The sequence below is a fragment of the Pseudooceanicola sp. HF7 genome (assembly GCF_011806405.1).
Lineage (GTDB): Bacteria > Pseudomonadota > Alphaproteobacteria > Rhodobacterales > Rhodobacteraceae > Pseudooceanicola.
Genome location: NZ_JAATOW010000040.1, coordinates 1 through 21555 on the forward strand (window position 1 = coordinate 1; position 21555 = coordinate 21555).

Consider the following 21555-nt stretch of genomic DNA (forward strand, 5'->3'; position numbering starts at 1 on the left):
ATTGGAGCGGGCGAAGAGATTCGAACTCTCGACCCTTACCTTGGCAAGGTAATGCTCTACCCCTGAGCTACGCCCGCATCCGTTGGGTGAGGCACGATGTATAAAGAAGGCCGCTGGGCTGCAAGAGGAAATTTGGGCGGATCCAGAGATTTTTCGGGCCGACGCTGGGGCAACCGTTTGGACGTTATCGCGTGGCGCGCCGGACCATGGCTTCGGTAACATCGCTGCGGTAGCAGAGCGGCGAGTGGCCCCCTGGGCGGCTGTAGGCGCTGCGCCTCCCGCATTTCCTTCCGGCGCGGTCACGGTTGTAGGGGCAGGGGCAGTTGCCGGGGTAACGCGCGATGCTGCGCTGGATCAGGGCGTCGCGAATGGCGTTAGGATTGGGGACAGAGGGTGCGGCCGTCGTCCTGGCCGAAGTCTGAAGCGCTTGGTAGGCCTTCGGAGTCGCAAGGTAATCGCGGTGGATCCAGACCTGATCTCCCAAGGGATGGGCAAGCTTCGCCCAGCGTCCCTCTGTGCCGATCACCTGCACCGTCATTCCCCGCCCGGCCTTGCCCAGGATGTTGGATTGCGTGTTCGGGCCGCTGCGTAAGCGCACACCTGAACCTGTGACGGTCATGGGCGTGGGGTTCGCAGGCGGATCAACGCGCGGTATCGACGGCCTCTTGACCGCAGCCGTAGATGGGGTGAGCACAGCGGCCTTGTCCGGCTCGACCATCTGTGACGGGGGCGGGGGCCTGTAAGGAGCCTTGGGGCGCGGTTCTGAAGAGGTATTTGCCCCTCGGGTGTCGTCGGTAGAGGTTCTATCCGGGGAAAAGGTCTCTCCGTCCGGAAGAAAGGCAACAATGATCAAGAGCGCGCCGATGCCCCAGATTAACTTTCCTCGCATGTGATGCTCCCCCCGGATCCCACGAACTCAAGGTTAACGCTTTTTGATCCTGTGGAAAGCAAAACTGCCGCCTCCAGGGCTGGAAGCGGCAGTGATATGGCTTAGTCTGATGGGGCGCTCAGACGCGGGAGAGGTGCACCTGGATATTGCCGCGCGTCGCGTTGGAGTAGGGGCAAACTTCATGCGCCTTCTCGATCAGCTTGTCGGCGGTCTCTGCCTCGACAGTGGGCAGATCGACCTTGAGCGTCACGGTCAGACCGAAGCCCTGGCCGTCCTTGCCGATGCCGACCTCTGCGGTCACGTTGGCGTCGTCGGACAGGTGGACCTTCTGCTTGCCGGCGATAAGGGTCAGGGCAGACAGGAAGCAGGCCGCATAGCCGGCTGCGAAAAGCTGCTCAGGGTTGGTACCTTCGCCGCCGGCTCCGCCCATTTCCTTCGGGGTGACCAGCTTGACGGAAAGCGCGTTGTCATCGGTGGAGGCCTGGCCATCGCGGCCTCCGGTAGCGGTGGCGCGGGCGGTGTAGATCGGTGAGATGGACATGGTCTTTCCCTTCTTATCGTGTGCGATTAGATCGTGTGCGATAAAATTGAGCGCGATTTGGGCCCACTTCAAGTCCACCAGCAGATGGAGTTGTAAAAAAATCGTGCGCGACCTATTTTCAACCCATGACAGAGACACCCCAGAAAATGCCCGCAGGTCTGCCCGATCGTCCCGTGCCCCCGGAGGGGCCTACGACAGAGGCCCTGATCTGCTTCAACCTTTATGCGGCTAGCCATGCCTTCATCCGGCTTTATTCACCGCATCTGGAGCGCCTTGGGCTGACCTATCCTCAGCTGCTCGTGCTGCTCTTGCTTCATCAGAAGGACGGCCAGAGGGTGGGAGAGCTTGGCGCAGCCCTGGCGATGGAGACGAATACGCTCTCGCCCTTGCTGAAGCGGTTGGCGGACACGGGTCTGCTGACGCGCGTGCGATCCGAAAAGGATGCGCGCAGCGTCGAGGTCAGGCTGACAACCGAGGGACAGATCAAGGCGGCTGCCGCAGCCGAAGTGCCCGCCTGTATCGCGCAGGAAAAGGGCATGACGGAAGACGGCTACCGCTGGTCGCTGAAGACACTTCAGGCGCTGCGCGGCTGGATCGAAGAGGCCGCCAGGGAAAGCGAGCGCTGAACCGGACAGTTACTGGTAGGGCGCCCGCCACCCGGCGCTCAGCGCTTCGGCCTCAGAGCAGAACCAGCGTTCCCCTTTTGAGGTTGTGATCCTGGTCGCCGCATAGCTGCGGGAATAGGGGGTATGGTAGATACGCTCACCCTTGCTGTTGATATTTCCCTTGATCGGGCAGTTCTCCGGCGTGGTTTGCGCGGCCGTGTTCCAGCGCTGCGCTCGGTAGTCCCATGGCATCTGCGGGGTGCCCTGCGCCCAGACGCCCCGCTTCGCGGCGCGCGCCTGGTCTTCGATCGGGACATAGGAGGTGGAGTATTTCCGGTAGGCGACGCCTAAACCGTTCGCCACGAGCGCGCCGCCGATGTCTTCCTTGTCGATGAAGCAATGGGCCAGCAGGCGGCCGTAGGCGTCGCGTTCTTCGCCCATGCAGTCGACGTCACGCCCGCCGATCATGCGCCCCACGAAATCCGCCGCCCATTTGCCGCAGGGCTGGCCCGTGCAGGTCTGCGCGCTTTCAAAGGCATCGACATCAAGCAGCCGAATGACCTCTCCGTGGATCTCCAGCGTGTCGCCGTCGACGACGCGGGCGCGGCCTTCGATGGTCTCGGCAGAGACAAGGGTTGGCAGCAGGGCGAGGCAAAGGAAAATAAGGTGAGTCATGGCGCCAACTTATCCGAACGTTAAGAAAGGTTAACGCCGAATGTGATGGCATGGTGAAGGACCGCCTTGCCGTGATCTACGGCGGTACGTCCTTGCAATAAAAAAGGGCGCGCCGGTTTCGGCGCGCCCTCTCTTCGATATAGGGAAAATCAATCCTCGTATTCGATCAGCAGGTCCTTGGCATCGATCTGCGCGGCAGGGGTCACATGGACCGCCTTGATGGTTCCGGCGCGATCCGCATGCATCCCGGTTTCCATCTTCATGGCTTCGATGGTCAGCAGCAGGTCGCCTTCCTTCACCTCCTGGCCGGCTTGAACCCCGATGGAGGCGACAACCCCCGGCATCGGCGCTGCAAGGTGGTTGGGGTTTGTCGGATCGGCCTTAGGACGCGCGGCGGAGCTGCCGGTGATCGAACGATCGGGTACCCGGATGACCCGGGGCTGGCCGTTCAGTTCGAAGAAGACGCGCACATCGCCATCCTCTCGGGTTTCCCCAAGCGCCTGTAGACGGATTTCCAGGGTCTTGCCCGGGTCGATCTCGACCGAGATCTGCTCGCCCTCATCCATGCCGTAGAAGAACGTCTTTGTCGGCAGGGCGCGGACCGGACCGTAAATGGCGTGGCGGGTCGCGTAATCGGTGAAGACCTTGGGGTACATGATGTAGGAATTCAGATCCTCATCGTCGATCTCCATCCCGTCCAGCGCGTCCGAGGCTTCCTTGCGCGTGGCCTCCAGGTCGATAGGGGGCAGGTGTTTGCCCGGGCGCTCTGTATTGGGTTTCTCACCCTTCAGGACCTTGTTCACCAACGCCTTGGGGAAGCCGCCCGGGGGCTGGCCCAGGTTGCCGCGCATCATGTCGATGACCGAATCCGGGAAGGAGATATCACGCTTGGGATCTTCGACCTCTTCACGGGTCAGGCCCTGGCTGACCATCATCAGCGCCATGTCCCCGACCACCTTGGAAGAGGGGGTCACCTTCACGATATCGCCGAACATCTGGTTCACCTGGGCATAGGTATGGGCCACCTCGTGCCAGCGTTCCTCCAGCCCCATGCTGCGCGCCTGGGCCTTGAGGTTGGTGAACTGGCCGCCGGGCATCTCGTGCAGGTAGACCTCGGATGCCGGAGCCTGCATACCGCTTTCAAAGGCAACGTATTGGCTACGCACGGTCTCCCAGTAATCCGACATCTGGCGGATCTGCTCGATATCCAGACCGGTGTCGCGATCCGTGTGCCGCAGCGCCTCGACGATGGAGCCAAGGGTGGGCTGGGAGGTATTCCCGGATAGCGCATCCATCGCGGCATCCGCAGCATCCACGCCCATTTCGGCCGCGGCCAGGATTGTTGCCCCGGCGATGCCGGAGGTGTCGTGGGTGTGGAAGTGGATCGGGATGGAGATCTCTTCCTTCAGCGCCTTGATCAGGACCCGCGCGGCGGAAGGTTTCAGCAGGCCCGCCATGTCCTTGAGGCCAAGGATATGCGCGCCGGCGGCTTCCAGATCCTTCGCCATGGCGACGTAATACTTGATGTCGTACTTGGCGCGGTCGGGGTTCAGGATATCGCCGGTGTAGCAGACCGTGCCTTCACAGATCTTGCCGGTTTCCACCACCGCATCCATGGCAACACGCATGTTCTCGACCCAGTTGAGGCTGTCGAAGACGCGGAAGACATCCATCCCCGTCAGCGCGGCCTGTTTCACGAAGCTCTGCACCGCGTTGTCGGGGTAGTTGGTGTAGCCCACGCCGTTGGACCCGCGCAGCAGCATCTGGGTCATGATGTTGGGGCATGCGGCGCGGATGTCGCGCAGGCGCTGCCAGGGATCTTCCTGCAGGAAGCGGAAGGCCACGTCGAAGGTGGCGCCACCCCAGCATTCCAGGCTGAACAGCTGCGGCAGGTTCGTGGAATAGACCGGGGCCGCGCGGATCATGTCGATGGACCGCATGCGGGTGGCCAGCAGGGATTGGTGCCCGTCCCGCATGGTCGTGTCGGTGATCAGAAGCTGCTTCTGCTCCAGCATCCAGTCCGCCACGGCCTTGGGGCCTTTTTCGTCCAGCAGCGTCTTGGTGCCTGCCGGCCCCTCCTCAGCCAGCTGGGCGGGCGGCTTGGGGGGCTTGAACCCTTCCGGCAGGGTCGCGCGGCCCTTGGTCTCCGGATGGCCGTTGACGGTGATGTCGGCGATATAGGTCAGCACCTTGGTGCCGCGGTCCTGCGCCATCTTGAAATCGAACAGCTCAGGCGTCGTGTCGATGAACTTGGTCGAATACTGGTTGGACAGAAACGTCGGGTGCTTCAGCAGGTTCTGCACGAAGGCGATGTTTGTGCTGACGCCCCGGATACGGAATTCGCGCAGCGCCCGGTCCATACGGGCGATGGCCTTTTCCGGCGTCTGAGCCTTTGCCGTGACCTTGACCAGCAGCGAGTCGTAATAGCGAGTGATCACCCCGCCGCCATAGGCCGTGCCCCCGTCAAGACGGATGCCCATGCCGGTGGCGGTCCGATAGGCCGTGATGCGGCCGTAATCGGGGATGAAGTTGTTCTGCGGATCTTCTGTGGTGATCCGGGTTTGCAGCGCATGGCCCGTCAGGCGCACATCGTACTGGCTGGCCTTGCCGGTGGCCTCTGCCAGGGACTTGCCCTCTGCAATCATGATCTGGGCCTGCACGATGTCGATGCCGGTGACCTCTTCTGTCACCGTGTGTTCCACCTGCACGCGGGGGTTCACCTCGATGAAGTAGAAGGACCCGGTGTCCATATCCATCAGGAACTCGACGGTGCCGGCGCATTCATAGTTCACGTGCTGGCAGATCTTCTTGCCCAACTCGCAGATCTCTTCGCGTTGCGCTTCGGAGAGATAGGGGGCAGGGGCGCGCTCAACCACCTTCTGGTTGCGCCGCTGGACAGAGCAGTCGCGCTCAAACAGGTGATAGATCGTGCCCTGCTGGTCGCCCAGGATCTGTACCTCGACGTGGCGGGCGCGGGTGATCATCTTTTCCAGGTAGCCTTCGCCGTTGCCAAAGGCGGCCTCGGCCTCGCGTCGGCCTTCCAGCACCTTTTCCTTCAGCTCTTCGGGGCCGTTGATCGGGCGCATGCCGCGTCCGCCGCCGCCCCAGCTGGCCTTGAGCATCAGCGGATAGCCGATTTCCTCGGCCTCCTTGGCGATGGCGTCGAAATCTTCGCCCAGGACCTCGGTCGCGGGAATCACCGGCACGCCGGCTTCGATCGCAACCTTCCGGGCGCTGGCCTTGTCACCAAGGGCGCGCATGGTGGCCGCTTTCGGTCCGATGAAGGTGATGCCCGCCGCGTCACAGGCATCGACGAATTCGGGGTTCTCCGACAACAGGCCGTAGCCGGGGTGGATCGCATCCGCGCCGGACATCTTCGTCACCCGGATGATTTCCGGAATGCTCAGGTAGGCAGCCACGGGCCCAAGGCCTTCGCCGATCTTGTAGGCTTCGTCCGCCTTGAAGCGGTGCAGGCCCAGCTTGTCCTCCTCGGCGTAGACGGCGACGGTCTTTTTCCCCATTTCATTGGCGGCGCGCATGATGCGGATGGCAATCTCGCCTCGGTTCGCGATGAGGATCTTTTGGAATTCGGACATCGGGACCTCGAATGACTTCTGTGATCCGTCAAGGAAACTCTATGCCGCGTCGCAGCGCAAGGGGCGTTTTGCAAAGTCAGGTTGAGCGGCGGTCCCTGAGGTGGCGAGGAAGTTGACGCATAGTCGCCTCAATTATCGTTCTGAAAAATAGGTGATTTCGCTAGGTTCCCCGCGCCGTCTTCTGTCGCGATGCGTGTGTGCTGGGCGCGCGCCCTGTGCCGTGGTGCAGCGAAAACCGTGCTTCCGGCAGGAAAGGATGGGCGACACTCAGGCAGGAACGGGCGTGTTCGCAGCCGCATCGGCAGATTTCGCGCGATAGCGTAGAGGGGTGAACACATAGTGAACGTCGCTCTTTCCCTTTTTCCGGCAAGCGGGTACTCTGCGCGGATGAGCAGCTATTCCGAAGATGACGCCTTCGAAGCGGCCGTGCCGCTGTCGCAACGGGCCATGCAGGCGCGCCCCGCGCCTTATCTTGACGAGTTGAACCCCGCGCAGCGCGAGGCCGTGGAGGCACTCGACGGCCCGGTCCTGATGCTGGCGGGTGCCGGCACCGGCAAGACAAAGGCGCTGACCGCGCGGATCGTCCACCTGCTGAACACGAACCGCGCCCGCCCGAACGAGATCCTTGCGGTGACCTTCACCAACAAGGCCGCGCGCGAGATGAAGACCCGCATCGGCCGGATGCTTGGCGAAACGGTAGAGGGGATGCCCTGGCTGGGCACCTTTCACTCAGTCTGCGTCAAGCTGCTGCGCCGCCATGCAGAGCTTGTGGGGCTGAAGTCGAACTTCACCATCCTTGATACCGATGACCAGATCCGGCTTCTCAAGCAGCTGATCCGCGCCAACAATATCGATGATAAGCGCTGGCCCGCACGGCAGCTGGCCGGGCTGATTGACAACTGGAAGAACCGCGCCTGGACACCGGAAAAGGTCCCCGCGTCAGAGGCTTCGGCCTACAACAACCGCGGGACGGAAATCTATGATCAGTACCAGCGCCGCCTGCGCGAACTGAACGCCGTCGATTTCGGTGACCTGCTTCTGCATGTCGTGACGATCTTCCAGACCCATGAAGATGTCCTGGACCGCTACCAGCGCTGGTTCCGCTACATCTTGGTCGACGAATACCAGGATACCAACGTGGCCCAGTACATGTGGCTGCGCCTTCTGGCAGGCGGGCACAAGAACATCTGCTGCGTCGGCGATGACGACCAGTCGATCTACGGCTGGCGCGGTGCCGAAGTGGGCAACATCCTGCGTTTCGAAAAGGATTTTCCCGGTGCCAAGGTGGTCCGGCTTGAACAGAACTACCGCTCCACCCCGCATATCCTTGCCGCGGCCTCTTCCGTCATTCGCGGCAACGAAGGCCGCCTGGGCAAGGAGCTCTGGACCGAATCTCAGGACGGCGAGAAACTGCGCCTGATCGGTCACTGGGACGGAGAGGAAGAGGCACGCTGGATCGGTGAAGAGATCGAGGCAATGGGGCAGGGCACCCGGGGCATGCGTGCCTTCGGGCTGGACCAGATCGCGATTCTCGTCCGGGCCTCGCACCAGATGCGCGCTTTCGAGGATCGCTTCCTGACCATCGGCCTGCCGTACCGCGTGATCGGCGGCCCACGCTTCTACGAGCGGCTCGAGATTCGCGATGCCATGGCCTATTTCCGACTCGTGGTGTCTCCGGCGGATGACCTTGCCTTTGAGCGGATCGTGAACACCCCCAAGCGGGGTCTTGGCGACAAGGCGCAGCAGAAGATCCAGGTCACGGCGCGGGAAAACGGCGTTTCGCTGCTGGATGGCGCGCGCATCCTGTTGCAACAGGGGGGAATCACCGGCAAGGGCGCGGCCCGGCTGGGGCTTTTCGTCGAACAGATCGACAGGTGGCATGAAATCGCGCGCTGGCACGGTCTGAATCAACCGGCGATCAACGACGATGCAGTGGTGCTGGATGACCGCCCAACGCCGCCAAAGGGGCTACTCAGCCATATCGAGCTGGCCGAGGTCATGCTGGACGAATCCGGCTACACGGAGATGTGGCAGAACGACAAGACGCCAGAGGCGCCCGGTCGCCTGGAGAATCTCAAGGAACTGGTCAAGGCGCTGGAAAGCTTCGAGAACCTGCAAGGTTTCCTAGAGCATGTCAGCCTGATCATGGACAACGAGAAGGAGCAGGAGGGAGAGAAAGTCTCCATCATGACGCTCCATGCGGCCAAGGGGCTGGAATTCCCCGCCGTTTTCCTGCCGGGCTGGGAAGACGGGCTTTTCCCGAGCCAGCGCAGCATGGACGAATCGGGCCGCAAGGGTCTGGAGGAAGAGCGCCGCCTGGCCTACGTGGGCATCACCCGGGCGGAAGAGCTTTGCACGATCTCTTTTGCCGGCAATCGCCGTGTCTTCGGGCAGTGGCAAAGCCAGCTTCCCTCGCGCTTCATCGATGAGCTTTCGGATGAGGACGTGGATGTGCTGACGCCCCCGGGCCTGTACGGCGGGGGATTCGGGGCGGCTTCCGGCGGTGTGCAAAGCACCGTGGACACCCGTGCCTCCGAGGCGAACGTCTACAATTCCCCCGGTTGGAAGCGGATGCAGGCCCGGGTAAGTCAGCGCCCGATGTCCCAGCCCCGCGAGTCGCGGCAATCGGTGATCGACGCAGAGGCCATCAGTGCCTTTGGCGTGGGCGACCGGGTCTTCAACCAGAAGTACGGGTACGGAGAGGTCATCGGGATGGAAGGCAACAAGCTGGAAGTGGCCTTTGACAAGGCGGGCACCAAGAAGGTCGTCTCCAGCTTCGTCTCTGCGCCGAACGATATTCCCTTCTGACGCCTGGTCGAGCGGCCTGCGCACCGGACAGATCGACAGGGCTGGGGCCATGCCCCGGCCCTTTTTGCATGCGCTGGCCCTGTTCGGACCGGGATTTCAATCTGCCGAGACTCCTCCGGGCGACCCGAGGCCCCTCGGGGCAGACTTTCCATTTCCTGAAAACAAAAAAACCGCGGTGCCAGGGAGGAGGAGAGGCACCGCGGTTCATTTCACGATCACCCAGGGAGGAGGAGAGGGTGACCGATCTGAGGCCAGTGTCCGGCAGGGCCAGGGAGGAGGAGAGGCCCTGCCGGTCTTGGCATCACCGCTCAGGGAGGAGGAGAGAGCGGCGAATATATGGGAGTGGGGTCCTGATGGACCGAACTCCGGGAATAGGCCCGGTGGTGCCAGGGAGGAGGAGAGGCACCACCGGAAAACACGACCGCTCAGGGAGGAGGAGAGAGCGACCGATCTTTTGCCAGTGTCCGACAGGGCCAAGGAGGAGGAGAGGCCCTGTCGGTCTTGGCATCACCGCTCAGGGAGGAGGAGAGAGCGGCGAATTCTTTGCGAAGCGTGACCCTGCTTCGGGGATAGGTGCGACGATGCCAGGGAGGAGGAGAGGCATCGTCGCTAGTCTCAGTGGCCCTGGGAGGAGGAGCGGGCCGACTGATCTCTTTGTTTCTTACGCCGCGTTGCGGTAGGCTTCCTGGTGTGCAACGTGGCGGATCTCGCCACGGCTCAGGCCCAGGTCGCGCAGTTCGCGGTTGCTCAGGTTCTGCAGTTCTTCCAGGCAGTTGCGGTACACGCGGTAGCGTGCGACGCGGAAAGCCAGGTTGGAAACGAAGCGCGCGAACGGGTTGTTCTGGTGGGCCACTTGGCCGTGAAGTTCGGTTGCCATCGTCATTGCTTCGACCTTTCGTCTCGTATCTCTTGGCGAGCTCGCCTTCGGGGCCTTCCCGTCTGGGCTGGTCAGTCTCGGTGCCGACCGTGTCGCTGTTGTTGAAGCCAATTTAGCCAATTGCTGCGTTTGCACAACGGACGGTTCAGCAACGCCGCTATGCAGAAAGTGCATAAGAAGTGTTGACCTATGATTAACGATTTTCCGGTCCGCCCTGCTCGGGGTCGCATCACGCCGGGCGGAGCGACCCTGCCTTTCCCGGCTGTCAGCCTTGCTCCCGGCGGGAAAAATGCGCACCTATGCCCGGTAACAGAAGGAGAGCGACGTGACCGTGACGCGAGAAGAGATCCTGTCGGAACTGAAACGCCTCAGCCTGCCGGGCGGTGGCGACCTTGTCTCTGCGGACATGATCCGGGCGCTGGCCGTGGATGGCGGGCAGGTGCGTTTCGTGATCGAGGCGCCGGACCCGGATACCGCCCGCAAGATGGAGGGCATCCGCTCTGCCGCGGAGGAACTGGTGGCCGCGCTTTCCGGGGTCACGAAGGTGAATGTCGCCCTGACCGCCCATGGCCCCTCTGCACCCGCCCCGCGCAAGTCGCCTGGCCCCGCCGCGGGAGAGGCGCCCTCTCTCAAGGTCGGTGGACATCCCAAGCCGCAGACCGAACCGATGAAGCCCGCTGGTGTCAGCCGCATCATCGCTATTGCCTCCGGTAAGGGTGGGGTGGGGAAATCCACCGTCTCTGCCAACCTGGCCGTTGCCCTTGCAAAAGAGGGCAAGAAGGTCGGGCTGTTGGATGCCGATATATATGGCCCCTCCCAGGCGCGCATGATGGGCGCGACCAAGCGTGCGGCTTCCGAAGACGGCACGCGCATCGATCCGCTGCATCTTCATGGGGTCACGGTCATGTCGCTCGGCATGATGCTGGAAGAGGACAAGGCCGTCATCTGGCGTGGCCCGATGCTGATGGGCGCTTTGCAGCAGCTGCTGACTCAGGTGAACTGGGGTGAGCTCGATGTGCTCGTCGTCGACCTGCCGCCGGGTACAGGGGACGTGCAGTTGACGCTTTGCCAGCGCTCGGCCTTGTCCGGCGCCATCGTGGTCTCCACGCCGCAGGACGTGGCGCTGCTGGATGCGCGCAAGGCGATCGACATGTTCAACACCCTCAAGACGCCGATCTTCGGGCTGATTGAGAACATGTCGACCTACGTCTGCCCCCATTGTGGCGAAACAAGCCATCCCTTCGGCCATGGCGGCGTGGCTGCCGAGGCGACGAAGATGGGTGTGCCGCTGCTTGGCACCCTGCCGCTGGACCTGGAGACACGGCTTTCCGGTGACAGCGGCGCGCCGGTGGCGCTTGGCGACGGGCCCCAGGCCCAGGCGTTCACGCAACTTGCGCAGGGTCTCATTCAGGGCGGCATCGTCTGATAACGCACGGATACGTGGGGTTGAGGCAGGAATATCACGGTTCGGGGGATTCTGCTCCGGCCGTGGTGCCTCTGCGCCGGTGTCCGGCTAACAAGATCTGGTGGCTGGCCTCCTGTCCCCGGGCGGGGTGAAACAGTCCTTTTCGGCCCTGAACGTTCTGAAGGCAGGATTTCAGAAAGGTTCACACGCCGGATCACGGGCGAATCACTTCTCTGTTTTCGTCGGGAACCGGCGGGAAATGGATCGGAAGGCGCCTCGAAGGGCCTTCGCGCGGCCCGAAAATTCCATCGCTGAAAATTTTTTGGGAAAGCCTGGTCCGTCGTGGGACGGGCCGGCCCAAAGTCCCTGAATCACAAGATATGGTGGCCTACCGTTGCCTTTTCGCAAGGTGAGGTGGGGTATTTTCTTTATCCCCCTTGATCCCAACCCCGCTATCGGACTCGGAATGCGACTCGTCCCACCGCTTCCCGCGAATTAACAGTTGATCCCCATCCAGTCCCATGCCATCCAAGGCTTACTGATGAGGACAGGAAGCCCGAGGCGCTAAGACCTCAAAACAAAAGGCTTTCCTGGCAGTGGTTCATACAGGCACCGCTCTCCTCGAACGAAGAGATCCGGCGTGCGGGGCGAGCAGACATCCCCCCAGGTGGCCGCGCGCAGTCGGACATACCCGGAGACGGGACGAGGGCGGCGGATAGGGCAGTGGCAGCAGCTCCTATCCGCCGTTTTCCGTTTCGGGGGTCGCGAGGGGACTAGATGAGGTAACGGGGCAAAAGGAGCTGGCGTTAGAGTGCGGATCCAGCGGTTCAGAGGCGAAGAAGAGCTCAAGCTCGATAGCAAGGCCAGGATGTCCATCCCGGTCGGCTTTCGCCGTGTGCTGGAAGCCCAGGATCCCGACTCCCGCGACACCCCCAAGGCAACACCCACCGTCATCGTCGTCTACGGCGGCCATCTGGATGGCTACCTGGAATGCTACTCGGTCGAGACCATGTCGGAGGTCGAGGCGATGATCGACGACATGGAGGATGCCGATCCGCGCAAGGATGTCATGATCGACATGTTCCTGACCTGCTCCGTCGACCTGACGGTTGATGACACGGGCCGCATCGTCCTGCCGGCCAAGCTGCGCGACAAGCTGGGGCTGGGACAGCAAAGCCCGGCCTATTGCCTGGGCAAGGGCAAGACCTTCCAGCTCTGGAACCTTTCCGAGTACGAGGAACGCTTCGGCCCGCGGGATGCGGTCAAGTCCGAGCCCGCCTTCAATCCGAAAGCCGTCTTCGACGAAATGCGCAGCAAGCGCAAAACAGAGCAGGGGGCCTGAGCCATGGCTGAAGCCGGGCGGGCGCCCCATATCCCGGTCCTCCTCGGGCCGCTGCTGCGCGCAGTGGAGCCGGTGCAGGGCACCTGGCTCGACGGCACCTTCGGGGCCGGTGGCTATACACGCGGCCTGCTGGAAGCTGGGGCCGACAAGGTCATCGGCGTGGATCGTGACCCCCTGGCCATCGAGATGGCGCAAAGCTGGGCCGGTGATTTCGGCGACCGGCTTGAGATCGTGCAGCAGAACTTCTCCAACATGGATGAGGTCGCCACGGATCTTGACGGCATCGTGCTGGACCTTGGTGTCAGCTCCATGCAGCTCGACATGGCCGAACGGGGCTTTTCCTTCCTGCGCGACGGGCCGCTCGACATGCGGATGAGCCAGGATGGCCCCTCTGCCGCCGACCTCGTGAACGACAGCGAAGAGGCCGAGCTGGCGGATATCCTGTACCTTTACGGGGAAGAACGCGCTTCCCGCCGGATCGCACGGGCGATCGTTAGGGCGCGTGAAGAGGCCCCGATCGAGACCACCTTGAGGCTTGCCTCCATCGTGGAGGGCTGCCTGCCACGCTCCAAACCCGGCCAGTCCCACCCCGCCACGCGCAGCTTCCAGGGGCTGCGGATTGCCGTGAACGACGAATACGGCGCCCTGGCCGAAGGGCTGATGGCAGCAGAGCGCGCGCTCAAGCCCGGTGGTGCCTTGGCCGTGGTGACCTTCCATTCGATCGAGGATCGGATGGTGAAACGTTTCTTCCAGATGCGTTCGGGGGGCACGGGCCGTGCCAACCGCTACGCGCCCGAAGCCGAAGCAGAGATCCCCGCCTTCACGCAGAAGACGCGCAAGGGGATCAGCGCCGACAAAGATGAACTGGCCATGAACCCCCGCTCGCGCTCCGCACGGCTGCGGGTGGGGTTCCGCACAAAGGCCCCAGCAGAAGAGGTGGATCGCGCCGCTCTCGGAATGCCAGGGGCGAGGACCAGGAAAGGAAAGTAGGGATGAGATCGGTTCTGTTCGTGGTCAGCGCCATTGCGCTTATCGGACTTGCCTTCTGGGCCTACCGTGAGAATTACGACACCAAGGCCGCGATCAACCAGGCTGAGGACCTTCAGGATGAAATCGCCGCCGCACGCGCGCGTCTCTCCATGCTTCGGGCCGAATGGGCCTACCTGAACCGCCCTGATCGTTTGCGCGCCCTGGCAGAGGCCAATTTCGGCCCTCTGGGTCTGCAGCCGCTGGACGCCGCCCAGTTCGGTGTCGTGGCACAGGTTCGTTTCCCGCCCGCAGAAACTCTGCGGGCCATCAATCGTTCGATTGAGGTGTCGTCGCTGAACCAGCGGGCCCTGCTTGAAGCGCTGAATTCGGAGGTGGGCCAATGACCCGCACGCCGCTGCGTCCGCTGGCCCGGATCCTGGATGCTCGCAGCCGGGGCGTGAACCCCGACGAGATCGAAAAGGAAAACCTGCGCCTTCGCCACGAGGAGATGCGCGACAAGTCCCGCGCCAGGGCGGAAGGGCGTCTGCTTGTGCTGGGCGCGGTCTTCTTCTGTGCCTTCGGGCTGGTGGGAACGCGCATGGGTGTCATGGCCAGCTCCGTACCCGAGGAACCCCGTGCCTCTGCCAGCGGGGCAGGGATCGCGGCGCAGCGCGGTGACATCACGGACCGGGACGGGCGGCTTCTGGCCACCAACATGGAGACCTATGCGCTCTATGCCCACCCGCACCAGATGGTCTACCCAGAGGTCGCAGCACGCGAACTGGCCAAGATCTTTCCGGAGCTGGACGAGGCCGCGCTGAAGCGCCGCTTCACCGGCAATGGCAAGTTTTACTGGATCCGTCGCACCATGTCGCCGGAGCAGCGCCAGGCGGTGCATGATATCGGTGACCCCGGTCTGCTGTTCGGCCCGCGCGACATGCGGCTTTATCCCAACGGTCCCATCGCCTCTCACATCCTGGGGGGCACGTCCTACGGCACGCAGGATGTCCGCTGGGCAGAGATCAAGGGCTCTGCCGGGATCGAGCACTACTTCGATGCCGATCTGCGCGACCCGGCCAATGGCGGTAAGCCGTTGCAACTGTCGCTCGACCTGACCGTTCAGGCCGCGCTTGAACAGGTGCTTGACGGCGGCATGAAGCTGATGAATTCAAAGGGCGCGGCGGCCGTGCTCATGGATGTACACACGGGCGAGATCATCTCCATGGTCTCGCTGCCGGACTTCGATCCCAACAACCGCCCCCACCTGCCGACCTCGGGCCACCCCGATGACAGCCCGCTGTTCGACCGCTCCGTGCAGGGCGTCTACGAGCTTGGCTCGGTCTTCAAGCCCTTCACGGTCGCGCAGTCCCTTGAACTGGGCCTGGTCTCTCCCGACAGCATGATCGACATCCGCGGTCCCATCACCTGGGGCCGGTTCCGCATTCGGGATGACCACTACCTGGGCACCAGCGCCGACGTGACGAAGATTCTCGTGGAAAGCTCCAACATCGGCACCGCCCGGATTAGCCAGATGATCGGCGCGGCGCGGCAGCAGGAGTTCCTGAAGTCGCTGGGCTTCTTCGTGCCCTCGCCGCTGGAGCTGTCCGAAGCCTCCGTGACCCAGCCGAAGTACCAGTCCAACTGGTCCGAACTGACCACGATGACGGTCTCCTACGGTCACGGGATCTCCATCTCTCCGGTGATGCTGGCCTCGGCCTACGCGGCGATCGCCAATGGCGGGCGGCTGGTCAAGCCGACGCTGCTCAAGCAGACCCACGCCCAGCAGGGGGAGCGCGTGATGTCGGAAAACACCGCCGCCACCGTGCGCCGGATGCTGCGCCTTGTGGTGACAGAAGGCACGGCCTCCTTCGCGGATGTGCCGGGCTATGACGTGGGCGGCAAGACGGGCACCGCGAACAAGCTCAAGCCCACCGGTGGCTATTACGAGGACAAGACCATCGGCACCTTCGCCTCCATCTTCCCGATCCGGGATCCGAAGTACGCGCTGATCGTCATGCTGGACGAACCCTCTACCCATATCTACGGCAAGGATCGCCGTACCGCCGGCTGGACGGCCGTTCCCGTCGCGGCAGAGGTCGTGCGCCGGATCGGCCCGCTGCTGGGGCTTCGGCCCTACATTGAACCCGCAAGCGGGACTGCTATAACTCCTGCATCCCATTGAGGTGACATGAGAGGGCGGCAGGCCCCGGAAAGGCGCGGCGATGACGAAGCGGACTCAGGCTTCGGAAATACCCCCGAAATCGCTGGCGGAGCTGGGGCTTACGGCTCGGGGCGGGCGCCAGGCGACGGTGACCGGCCTGGCCGTGGACAGCCGCGAGGTCGAAGAGGGATTCCTTTTCGCGGCCATGCCCGGAAGCCGGATGCACGGGGCGGAATTCAGCGAAACGGCGATCAAGAACGGCGCCTCGGCGATCCTGACCGATTCCGACGGGGCGCGCATCGCGGCCCCCCTGCTTGAGAACAGCGACATCGCGGTCATCGTTGCGGCGGATCCCCGCCAGGCGCTGGCCTGCGCGGCGGCGCTCTGGTTCGGTGGCCAGCCGCGCGTCGTGGCGGCGGTCACGGGCACCAATGGCAAGACCTCCGTTGCAACCTTTCTGCGCCAGATCTGGCAGGTGCTGGGCCAGAAGGCCATCAACCTGGGCACCACCGGGGTAGAGGGCGATTTCGCCTGGCCTCTGCACCACACCACGCCGGAACCGATCACCCTGCACCGCGTGCTGGCCGAAGCGGCCCGCGCCGGGATTACCCATTGCGCGATGGAGGCTTCTTCACACGGGTTGGCGCAGCGCCGCCTTGACGGTGTCGTCCTGGCCGCCGGGGGCTTTACCAACCTCACCCAAGATCACCTGGATTATCACGCCGACTTCGAGGACTACTTCAAGGCCAAGGCTGGGCTCTTCACCCGCGTCCTGCCGCCCGAAGGCCATGCCGTCATCAACCTGGATGGCGAAAAGGGCCATGAGATGGTGGCAGAGGCAGAGGCGCGCGGTCTTGACGTGATGACCGTCGGCTCTTCTCCGGATGCAGAGATGCACGTGCTGGCCCGCCGGTTCGAACCGCGTGGCCAGGTGTTGCGCATCGCCTTCAACTCGGATGAACACCAGGTCACCCTGCCGCTCATCGGGGATTTCCAGGGAGAGAACGTCCTGGTGGCGGCGGGTCTTGCCCTGTTGACCGGCCATCCCCCGGAAGAGGTCTTCCCGGCGCTGGAACGGCTGACTGGCGTGCGCGGGCGGATGCAGTTGGCGGCCTCGCGCGCCAACGGCGCCTCCGTCTTTGTCGACTACGCCCATACGCCGGATGCCGTTGCCACCGCGCTGCGCTCCTTGCGGCCCCATGTCATGGGACGCATCATTGCCGTTGTCGGCGCCGGCGGGGATCGTGACCGGACCAAGCGCCCGCTGATGGGGCAGGCAGCGGCGGAGAACGCCCATCTGGTCTTCGTGACGGATGACAACCCGCGCACCGAGGATCCCACCGCCATTCGCCAGGCTGTCATGCTCGGCTGCCCGGAGGCGACGGAGATCGCCGATCGCGCAGAGGCCATCCTGCGTGCGGTCGATGCGCTTGGCCCCGGCGATGCGCTGCTGATCTGCGGCAAGGGGCATGAGACGGGCCAGATCGTGGGCGATACCGTCTTTCCCTTCGATGATGTCGAACAGGCCTCGGTCGCCGTGGCGGCCCTTGACGGGAGACTTGCATGAGCGAGACCCTCTGGACCTCTGCCGCCGCCGCCCGTGCGACCGGCGGCGAGGTCACCCAAAGCTTTACCGTAACCGGCATTTCCATCGACACGCGCACCCTGGAACCGGGCGATCTGTTCGTGGCGCTGAAGGATGTGCGTGACGGCCATGACTTCGTGGCCCAGGCGCTGGAAAAAGGGGCCGCCGCCGCCCTTGTCAGCCGCGTGCCCGAGGGCCTTCCTGCCGATGCGCCGCTCCTGATCGTCCCGGATGTGCTGGAAGGGCTGCAGGCAATGGCCGCGGCGTCGCGCCGGCGCATGCATGGGCATGTGGTAGCCGTCACCGGCTCTGCCGGCAAGACCTCCACCAAGGAAATGCTGCGCGACGTGCTTGGCGCACAGCGCAAGACCCACGTCGCCGAAGCCAGCTACAACAACCATTGGGGCGTGCCCCTGACTCTGGCCCGGATGCCACGCGATACCGAAGTCGCGGTGATCGAGATCGGCATGAACCACCCGGGAGAGATCCTGCCGCTGGCAAAGCTGGCCCGGCCCCATGTCGCGGTCATCACCACCATCGCCCCCGCCCACCTTGAGGCCTTCCCTTCGATCGAGGCGATCGCGGAAGAAAAGGCCTCCATCTTCGAAGGGCTGGTGCGGGGCGGCGTGGCCGTTATCAACGGCGATGTCTCCACCACCCCGCTGATGGTGGAAAAGGCGCGGGTCGAACGGGCGCGCGTGCTGCGCTTCGGGGAAAGCCGGCACTGTCACCACCGGCTGACAGAGGTCACGCTGACCGAAAGCTGCCTGGTCTGCCATGCCCGTGCCTGGCGCACGCCGATCACTTTCAAGGTCAACGCCACGGGGCGCCATTTCGCCATGAACGCGCTGGCGGTGCTGGCCGTGGCGCATGTGCTGGGGCTGGATCGGGCGCTTGCGCTGTCGGCCGTGGGCCGCTGGACCCCGCCTGCCGGGCGCGGGTTGCGGCAATGGCGGGTGCTTGATCCGCTTGACCGGGCGCTCAGCTTCGAACTGATCGACGATGCCTTCAACGCCAACCCGGTCTCTATGGCCGCGGCAATCGACGTGCTCGCGGCCTCCAGTCCGCGCGACAACCTTGGCCGCTATTCCGACGGCCGCCGCATCGCCGTGCTGGGCGAGATGCTGGAACTGGGCACCGATGAGCTTGAGATGCACCGCGCCATCGCGGAGCTGCCCGCCATGCAGGACATCGACATGGTGCATTGCGTGGGTCGCCGTATGAAACCGCTTTACGAGGCACTGCCGGATCACATGCGCGGCCGGTACGAGGAAAAGGCCGAACCGCTCGTCCGCGATGCGATGCGCCTGGTGGATGCCGGCGATGTCGTGCTCATAAAGGGCTCAAAGGGCTCCAGGGTCTCCCTGGTGGTTGACGCCCTGCGCAAACTGAGCCATCCGGCCGAGGATTGATCGGGTCGGCAATAAAGGAAGGATCCACAGATGCTCTATTGGCTGACCAGCCTCTCGGACGGAGGGGATGTCTTCAACCTCTTCCGCTACATCACCTTCCGCGCCGGCGGTGCCTTCCTGACCGCGCTTGTCTTCGGCTTCCTGTTCGGGCGGCCGCTGATCGACGTGCTACGGCGCACCCAGGGCAAGGGCCAGCCGATCCGCAATGACGGTCCCGAAGGTCACCTGATGAAGGCCGGGACGCCCACCATGGGTGGCTTGTTGATCGTGGGCGCGCTGGTCACCTCGACCCTGCTCTGGGCGCGGCTGGACACGGCCTATGTCTGGCTGCTGCTCTTCGTGACCATCTCCTTCGGGCTGATCGGCTTTGCCGATGACTACGCCAAGGTCTCCAAGCAGAACACCGCAGGGGTCTCGGGCAAGCTGCGTCTGGCCATCGGCTTCGCCGTTGCCCTGATCGCCACGCTCTGGGCCACCTGGTATCACCCGGCAGAGCTTCAGTACGAACTGGCCTTCCCGGTCTTCAAGGACGTGCTGCTGAACCTGGGCTGGTTCTTCGTGCCCTTCGCCATGTTCGTCATCGTCGGTGCCGCCAACGCGGTTAACCTGACAGACGGTCTAGACGGTCTGGCCATCATGCCGGTCATGATCGCCTCTGTCGCGCTTGGCCTCATCGCCTATTTCGTCGGGCGGGCGGATTATTCCGAATACCTTGGCCTGCATTACGTTCCCGGCACAGGTGAGATCATCATCTTCGTCGCGGGTCTTGTCGGCGGCGGCCTTGGCTTCCTGTGGTACAACGCCCCGCCTGCGGCCGTCTTCATGGGCGACACGGGCTCCCTTGCGCTTGGCGGCGCCCTTGGCGCGATCGCCGTGGTCACCAAGCATGAAATCGTGCTGGCCATCGTCGGCGGTCTCTTCGTGGTAGAGGCGCTGTCTGTGATCATCCAGGTCGCCTATTTCAAGCGCACGGGCAAACGTGTCTTCCTGATGGCACCGATCCACCATCACTACGAGAAGAAGGGCTGGGCTGAGCCCCAGATCGTGATCCGTTTCTGGATCATCTCGCTCATCCTCGCCATGATCGGCCTGGCCACGCTGAAACTGCGCTGACCCTGGCGGGCCTTGCCCCTCGCTGGCAGGGCCATTCCGGCAGGGCAGGGGGGCGCAGGTCCCCCTGATGGCTTGAAGCCCGGCCCTTGCCGGGCAACCCTCGCGCTTGACCTTTTAGGGAGACGACAATGATTCCGGTTTCGGGTTTCACAGGCCACCGTGTCGCAGTGCTGGGTCTTGGCCGTTCAGGGGTTGCCACCCTGCGCGCCTTGCGGGCAGGCGGTGCGATCCCGCTGGCCTGGGATGACGGCCCCAAGGCCGCTGAGACGGCCGAAGCCGAAGGCGTTGAGCTGCGCGACCTCACGCGCCCCGGTGCCTTTGAGGATGTCGCCTGCCTTGTCACATCTCCGGGGATTGCGCACCTCTATCCCCGCCCGCATCCGGCCATCGCCGCCGCGCTTGAAGCCGGCGTGCCGGTGGACAACGACATCGGCCTGTTCTTCCGCTCGCTGGGGGGGCAGGACTGGGGCAGCTTCGAACGCCCGCCGCGCGTTGTCGCCGTGACCGGGTCCAACGGGAAATCCACCACCTCTGCGCTGATCGCCCATGTGCTGACAGAGGCCGGAAAGGACTTGCAGCTGGCCGGGAACATCGGGCGCGGCGTGCTGGATATCGATCCGCCCGGCGATGGCGGCATCGTGGTGCTTGAGCTGTCCTCCTACCAGACCGACCTCGCCCGCGCGCTGACGCCGGACGTGGCCGTCTTCACCAACCTTTCCCCCGATCACCTGGATCGCCATGGCGGGCTCGGGGGCTATTTCGCGGCCAAGCGCCGGCTCTTTGCCGAGGGCGGGCCGGATCGCTGCATCATCGGAGTGGATGAGAACGAAGGGCTGTTCCTGGCCGGCCAGCTGTCCGAAGGGCCTGCCGATGACCGCGTGATCCGCATCTCTTCCGGGCGCAAACTGGGCGGGCCGGGCTGGGCGGTCTTCGCGCGCAAGGGCTTCCTGTCGGAATACCGCAAGGGGCGGCAGATCGCCTCTGTCGACCTGCGCGAGATCCCGGGCCTTCCGGGGGCGCATAACCACCAGAATGCCTGCGCCGCCTTCGCCGTCGCGCGCACCCTTGGCCTTGGTCCGCGCCAGATCGAGGACGCCTTCCATAGCTTCCAGGGTCTGCCGCACCGCAGTCAGCTGATCGGGGAAGCGGGTGGCGTGCGCTTCGTGAACGACAGCAAGGCCACCAATATCGATTCCGCCAAGCAGGCCCTGCGGGCCTTCCGCAAGATCCGCTGGATCTGTGGTGGACTTCAGAAGGAAGGCGGCATCGACCCCCTGCTGGAGGCCACGGGCGAGGTCATCAAGGCCTATGTCATCGGCCGCGAGGCCGGGAATTTCGCCATGCAGCTCAAAGGCACAGAAGCCGAGGTCTGCGGTGACATGGCCACCGCCGTGGCGCGCGCCGCTGCAGAGGCAGAGCCGGGCGATACCGTGCTTCTGGCACCGGCGACGGCAAGCTTCGATCAATACGACAGCTTCGAGCGACGCGGAGAGCACTTTGCCACAGAGGTCGAAAAGATCCTCGTCGCAGGGAGCGCAGACCAGGACAGCTGACTCGGCCCCGCCCCGCTCTCTGCC

The 21555-nt window shown here is 63.9% G+C and carries 16 protein-coding genes and 1 tRNA gene; 11 read left to right on the forward strand and 6 right to left on the reverse strand.

The annotated features are described in order from the left end of the window. Positions 1 to 2 precede the first annotated feature (2 nt). The 3 genes from HCZ97_RS17470 to HCZ97_RS17480 all read right to left on the reverse strand — a co-directional run bounded on the left by HCZ97_RS17470 (position 3) and on the right by HCZ97_RS17480 (position 1430). A tRNA-Gly gene (locus HCZ97_RS17470) sits at positions 3 to 77 on the reverse strand. Positions 78 to 184: 107 nt separating this feature from the next. Then, positions 185 to 619: an SH3 domain-containing protein gene (locus tag HCZ97_RS17475; protein WP_217701817.1), complete on the reverse strand. Its 435-nt coding sequence runs from the start codon at positions 617 to 619 to the stop codon at positions 185 to 187. A gap of 388 nt (positions 620 to 1007) precedes the next feature. Beyond that, positions 1008 to 1430: an organic hydroperoxide resistance protein gene (locus HCZ97_RS17480; protein WP_167690400.1), complete on the reverse strand. Its 423-nt coding sequence runs from the start codon at positions 1428 to 1430 to the stop codon at positions 1008 to 1010. A 125-nt stretch (positions 1431 to 1555) separates the two neighbouring features. Here HCZ97_RS17480 and HCZ97_RS17485 point away from each other — a divergent pair, with 125 nt between their 5' ends. Continuing rightward, a complete protein-coding gene (locus HCZ97_RS17485; protein ID WP_167690401.1) occupies positions 1556 to 2056 on the forward strand; it encodes a MarR family winged helix-turn-helix transcriptional regulator in 501 nt (166 codons plus the stop codon). A gap of 9 nt (positions 2057 to 2065) precedes the next feature. Here the strand turns inward: HCZ97_RS17485 and HCZ97_RS17490 are convergent, their stop codons facing one another. Together HCZ97_RS17490 and HCZ97_RS17495 are read right to left on the reverse strand one after the other, a co-directional pair. Next, the gene (locus tag HCZ97_RS17490; RefSeq protein WP_167690402.1) at positions 2066 to 2710 is read right to left on the reverse strand and encodes a thermonuclease family protein; all 645 of its coding nucleotides are present in this window, start codon (positions 2708 to 2710) and stop codon (positions 2066 to 2068) included. A gap of 149 nt (positions 2711 to 2859) precedes the next feature. Beyond that, positions 2860 to 6306: a pyruvate carboxylase gene (locus HCZ97_RS17495; RefSeq protein WP_167690403.1), complete on the reverse strand. Its 3447-nt coding sequence runs from the start codon at positions 6304 to 6306 to the stop codon at positions 2860 to 2862. A 387-nt stretch (positions 6307 to 6693) separates the two neighbouring features. Between HCZ97_RS17495 and HCZ97_RS17500 the strand changes: the two genes are divergently transcribed. Continuing rightward, positions 6694 to 9114: an ATP-dependent helicase gene (locus HCZ97_RS17500; RefSeq protein ID WP_167690404.1), complete on the forward strand. Its 2421-nt coding sequence runs from the start codon at positions 6694 to 6696 to the stop codon at positions 9112 to 9114. Between the two features lie 661 nt (positions 9115 to 9775). Here the strand turns inward: HCZ97_RS17500 and HCZ97_RS17505 are convergent. After that, positions 9776 to 9997: a DUF1127 domain-containing protein gene (locus tag HCZ97_RS17505; RefSeq protein WP_368484392.1), complete on the reverse strand. Its 222-nt coding sequence runs from the start codon at positions 9995 to 9997 to the stop codon at positions 9776 to 9778. A gap of 319 nt (positions 9998 to 10316) precedes the next feature. Between HCZ97_RS17505 and HCZ97_RS17510 the strand changes: the two genes are divergently transcribed. The 9 genes from HCZ97_RS17510 (at position 10317) to murD (ending at position 21531) form a co-directional block, all read left to right on the forward strand. Next, the gene (locus tag HCZ97_RS17510) at positions 10317 to 11417 is read left to right on the forward strand and encodes an Mrp/NBP35 family ATP-binding protein (protein ID WP_167690405.1); all 1101 of its coding nucleotides are present in this window, start codon (positions 10317 to 10319) and stop codon (positions 11415 to 11417) included. Positions 11418 to 12264: 847 nt separating this feature from the next. Next, a complete protein-coding gene (locus HCZ97_RS17515; RefSeq protein WP_167690406.1) occupies positions 12265 to 12738 on the forward strand; it encodes a division/cell wall cluster transcriptional repressor MraZ in 474 nt (157 codons plus the stop codon). A 3-nt stretch (positions 12739 to 12741) separates the two neighbouring features. Continuing rightward, positions 12742 to 13728 carry a 16S rRNA (cytosine(1402)-N(4))-methyltransferase RsmH gene (gene rsmH, locus HCZ97_RS17520; protein WP_167690407.1) on the forward strand — a complete coding sequence of 329 codons (987 nt, stop codon included), beginning with the start codon at positions 12742 to 12744 and terminating at the stop codon, positions 13726 to 13728. 2 nt (positions 13729 to 13730) lie between these two features. Further along, positions 13731 to 14111: a cell division protein FtsL gene (locus tag HCZ97_RS17525; protein WP_167690408.1), complete on the forward strand. Its 381-nt coding sequence runs from the start codon at positions 13731 to 13733 to the stop codon at positions 14109 to 14111. Next, on the forward strand, positions 14108 to 15889 hold the full coding sequence (locus HCZ97_RS17530; RefSeq protein WP_167690409.1) for a penicillin-binding protein 2: 1782 nt from the start codon (positions 14108 to 14110) through the stop codon (positions 15887 to 15889). Before HCZ97_RS17525 ends, HCZ97_RS17530 begins: the two co-directional genes overlap by 4 nt. A gap of 40 nt (positions 15890 to 15929) precedes the next feature. After that, on the forward strand, positions 15930 to 17435 hold the full coding sequence (locus HCZ97_RS17535) for a UDP-N-acetylmuramoyl-L-alanyl-D-glutamate--2,6-diaminopimelate ligase (protein ID WP_167690410.1): 1506 nt from the start codon (positions 15930 to 15932) through the stop codon (positions 17433 to 17435). Further along, positions 17432 to 18865, forward strand: coding sequence for a UDP-N-acetylmuramoyl-tripeptide--D-alanyl-D-alanine ligase (gene murF / locus HCZ97_RS17540; RefSeq protein WP_167690411.1), 1434 nt, complete (start codon positions 17432 to 17434; stop codon positions 18863 to 18865). The genes HCZ97_RS17535 and murF overlap by 4 nt, the downstream gene beginning before the upstream one ends. Before the next feature lie 30 nt (positions 18866 to 18895). Beyond that, positions 18896 to 19978 carry a phospho-N-acetylmuramoyl-pentapeptide-transferase gene (gene mraY / locus HCZ97_RS17545; RefSeq protein ID WP_167690412.1) on the forward strand — a complete coding sequence of 361 codons (1083 nt, stop codon included), beginning with the start codon at positions 18896 to 18898 and terminating at the stop codon, positions 19976 to 19978. Positions 19979 to 20106: 128 nt separating this feature from the next. Continuing rightward, complete coding sequence (murD, locus tag HCZ97_RS17550) at positions 20107 to 21531, forward strand: UDP-N-acetylmuramoyl-L-alanine--D-glutamate ligase (RefSeq protein ID WP_167690413.1); 1425 nt, start codon at positions 20107 to 20109, stop codon at positions 21529 to 21531. Positions 21532 to 21555: the final 24 nt, after the last annotated feature.

Excerpts from the sequence above, each read along its gene's own strand:
- HCZ97_RS17475 (WP_217701817.1), bottom strand. The coding sequence starts at position 619 with ATGACCGTCACAGGTTCAGGTGTGCGCTTACGCAGCGGCCCGAACACG.
- HCZ97_RS17480 (WP_167690400.1), bottom strand. The coding sequence starts at position 1,430 with ATGTCCATCTCACCGATCTACACCGCCCGCGCCACCGCTACCGGAGGC.
- HCZ97_RS17485 (WP_167690401.1), top strand. The coding sequence starts at position 1,556 with ATGACAGAGACACCCCAGAAAATGCCCGCAGGTCTGCCCGATCGTCCC.
- HCZ97_RS17490 (WP_167690402.1), bottom strand. The coding sequence starts at position 2,710 with ATGACTCACCTTATTTTCCTTTGCCTCGCCCTGCTGCCAACCCTTGTC.
- HCZ97_RS17495 (WP_167690403.1), bottom strand. The coding sequence starts at position 6,306 with ATGTCCGAATTCCAAAAGATCCTCATCGCGAACCGAGGCGAGATTGCC.
- HCZ97_RS17500 (WP_167690404.1), top strand. The coding sequence starts at position 6,694 with ATGAGCAGCTATTCCGAAGATGACGCCTTCGAAGCGGCCGTGCCGCTG.
- HCZ97_RS17505 (WP_368484392.1), bottom strand. The coding sequence starts at position 9,997 with ATGACGATGGCAACCGAACTTCACGGCCAAGTGGCCCACCAGAACAAC.
- HCZ97_RS17515 (WP_167690406.1), top strand. The coding sequence starts at position 12,265 with ATGTCCATCCCGGTCGGCTTTCGCCGTGTGCTGGAAGCCCAGGATCCC.
- rsmH (WP_167690407.1), top strand. The coding sequence starts at position 12,742 with ATGGCTGAAGCCGGGCGGGCGCCCCATATCCCGGTCCTCCTCGGGCCG.
- HCZ97_RS17525 (WP_167690408.1), top strand. The coding sequence starts at position 13,731 with ATGAGATCGGTTCTGTTCGTGGTCAGCGCCATTGCGCTTATCGGACTT.
- HCZ97_RS17530 (WP_167690409.1), top strand. The coding sequence starts at position 14,108 with ATGACCCGCACGCCGCTGCGTCCGCTGGCCCGGATCCTGGATGCTCGC.
- HCZ97_RS17535 (WP_167690410.1), top strand. The coding sequence starts at position 15,930 with ATGACGAAGCGGACTCAGGCTTCGGAAATACCCCCGAAATCGCTGGCG.
- murF (WP_167690411.1), top strand. The coding sequence starts at position 17,432 with ATGAGCGAGACCCTCTGGACCTCTGCCGCCGCCGCCCGTGCGACCGGC.
- mraY (WP_167690412.1), top strand. The coding sequence starts at position 18,896 with ATGCTCTATTGGCTGACCAGCCTCTCGGACGGAGGGGATGTCTTCAAC.
- murD (WP_167690413.1), top strand. The coding sequence starts at position 20,107 with ATGATTCCGGTTTCGGGTTTCACAGGCCACCGTGTCGCAGTGCTGGGT.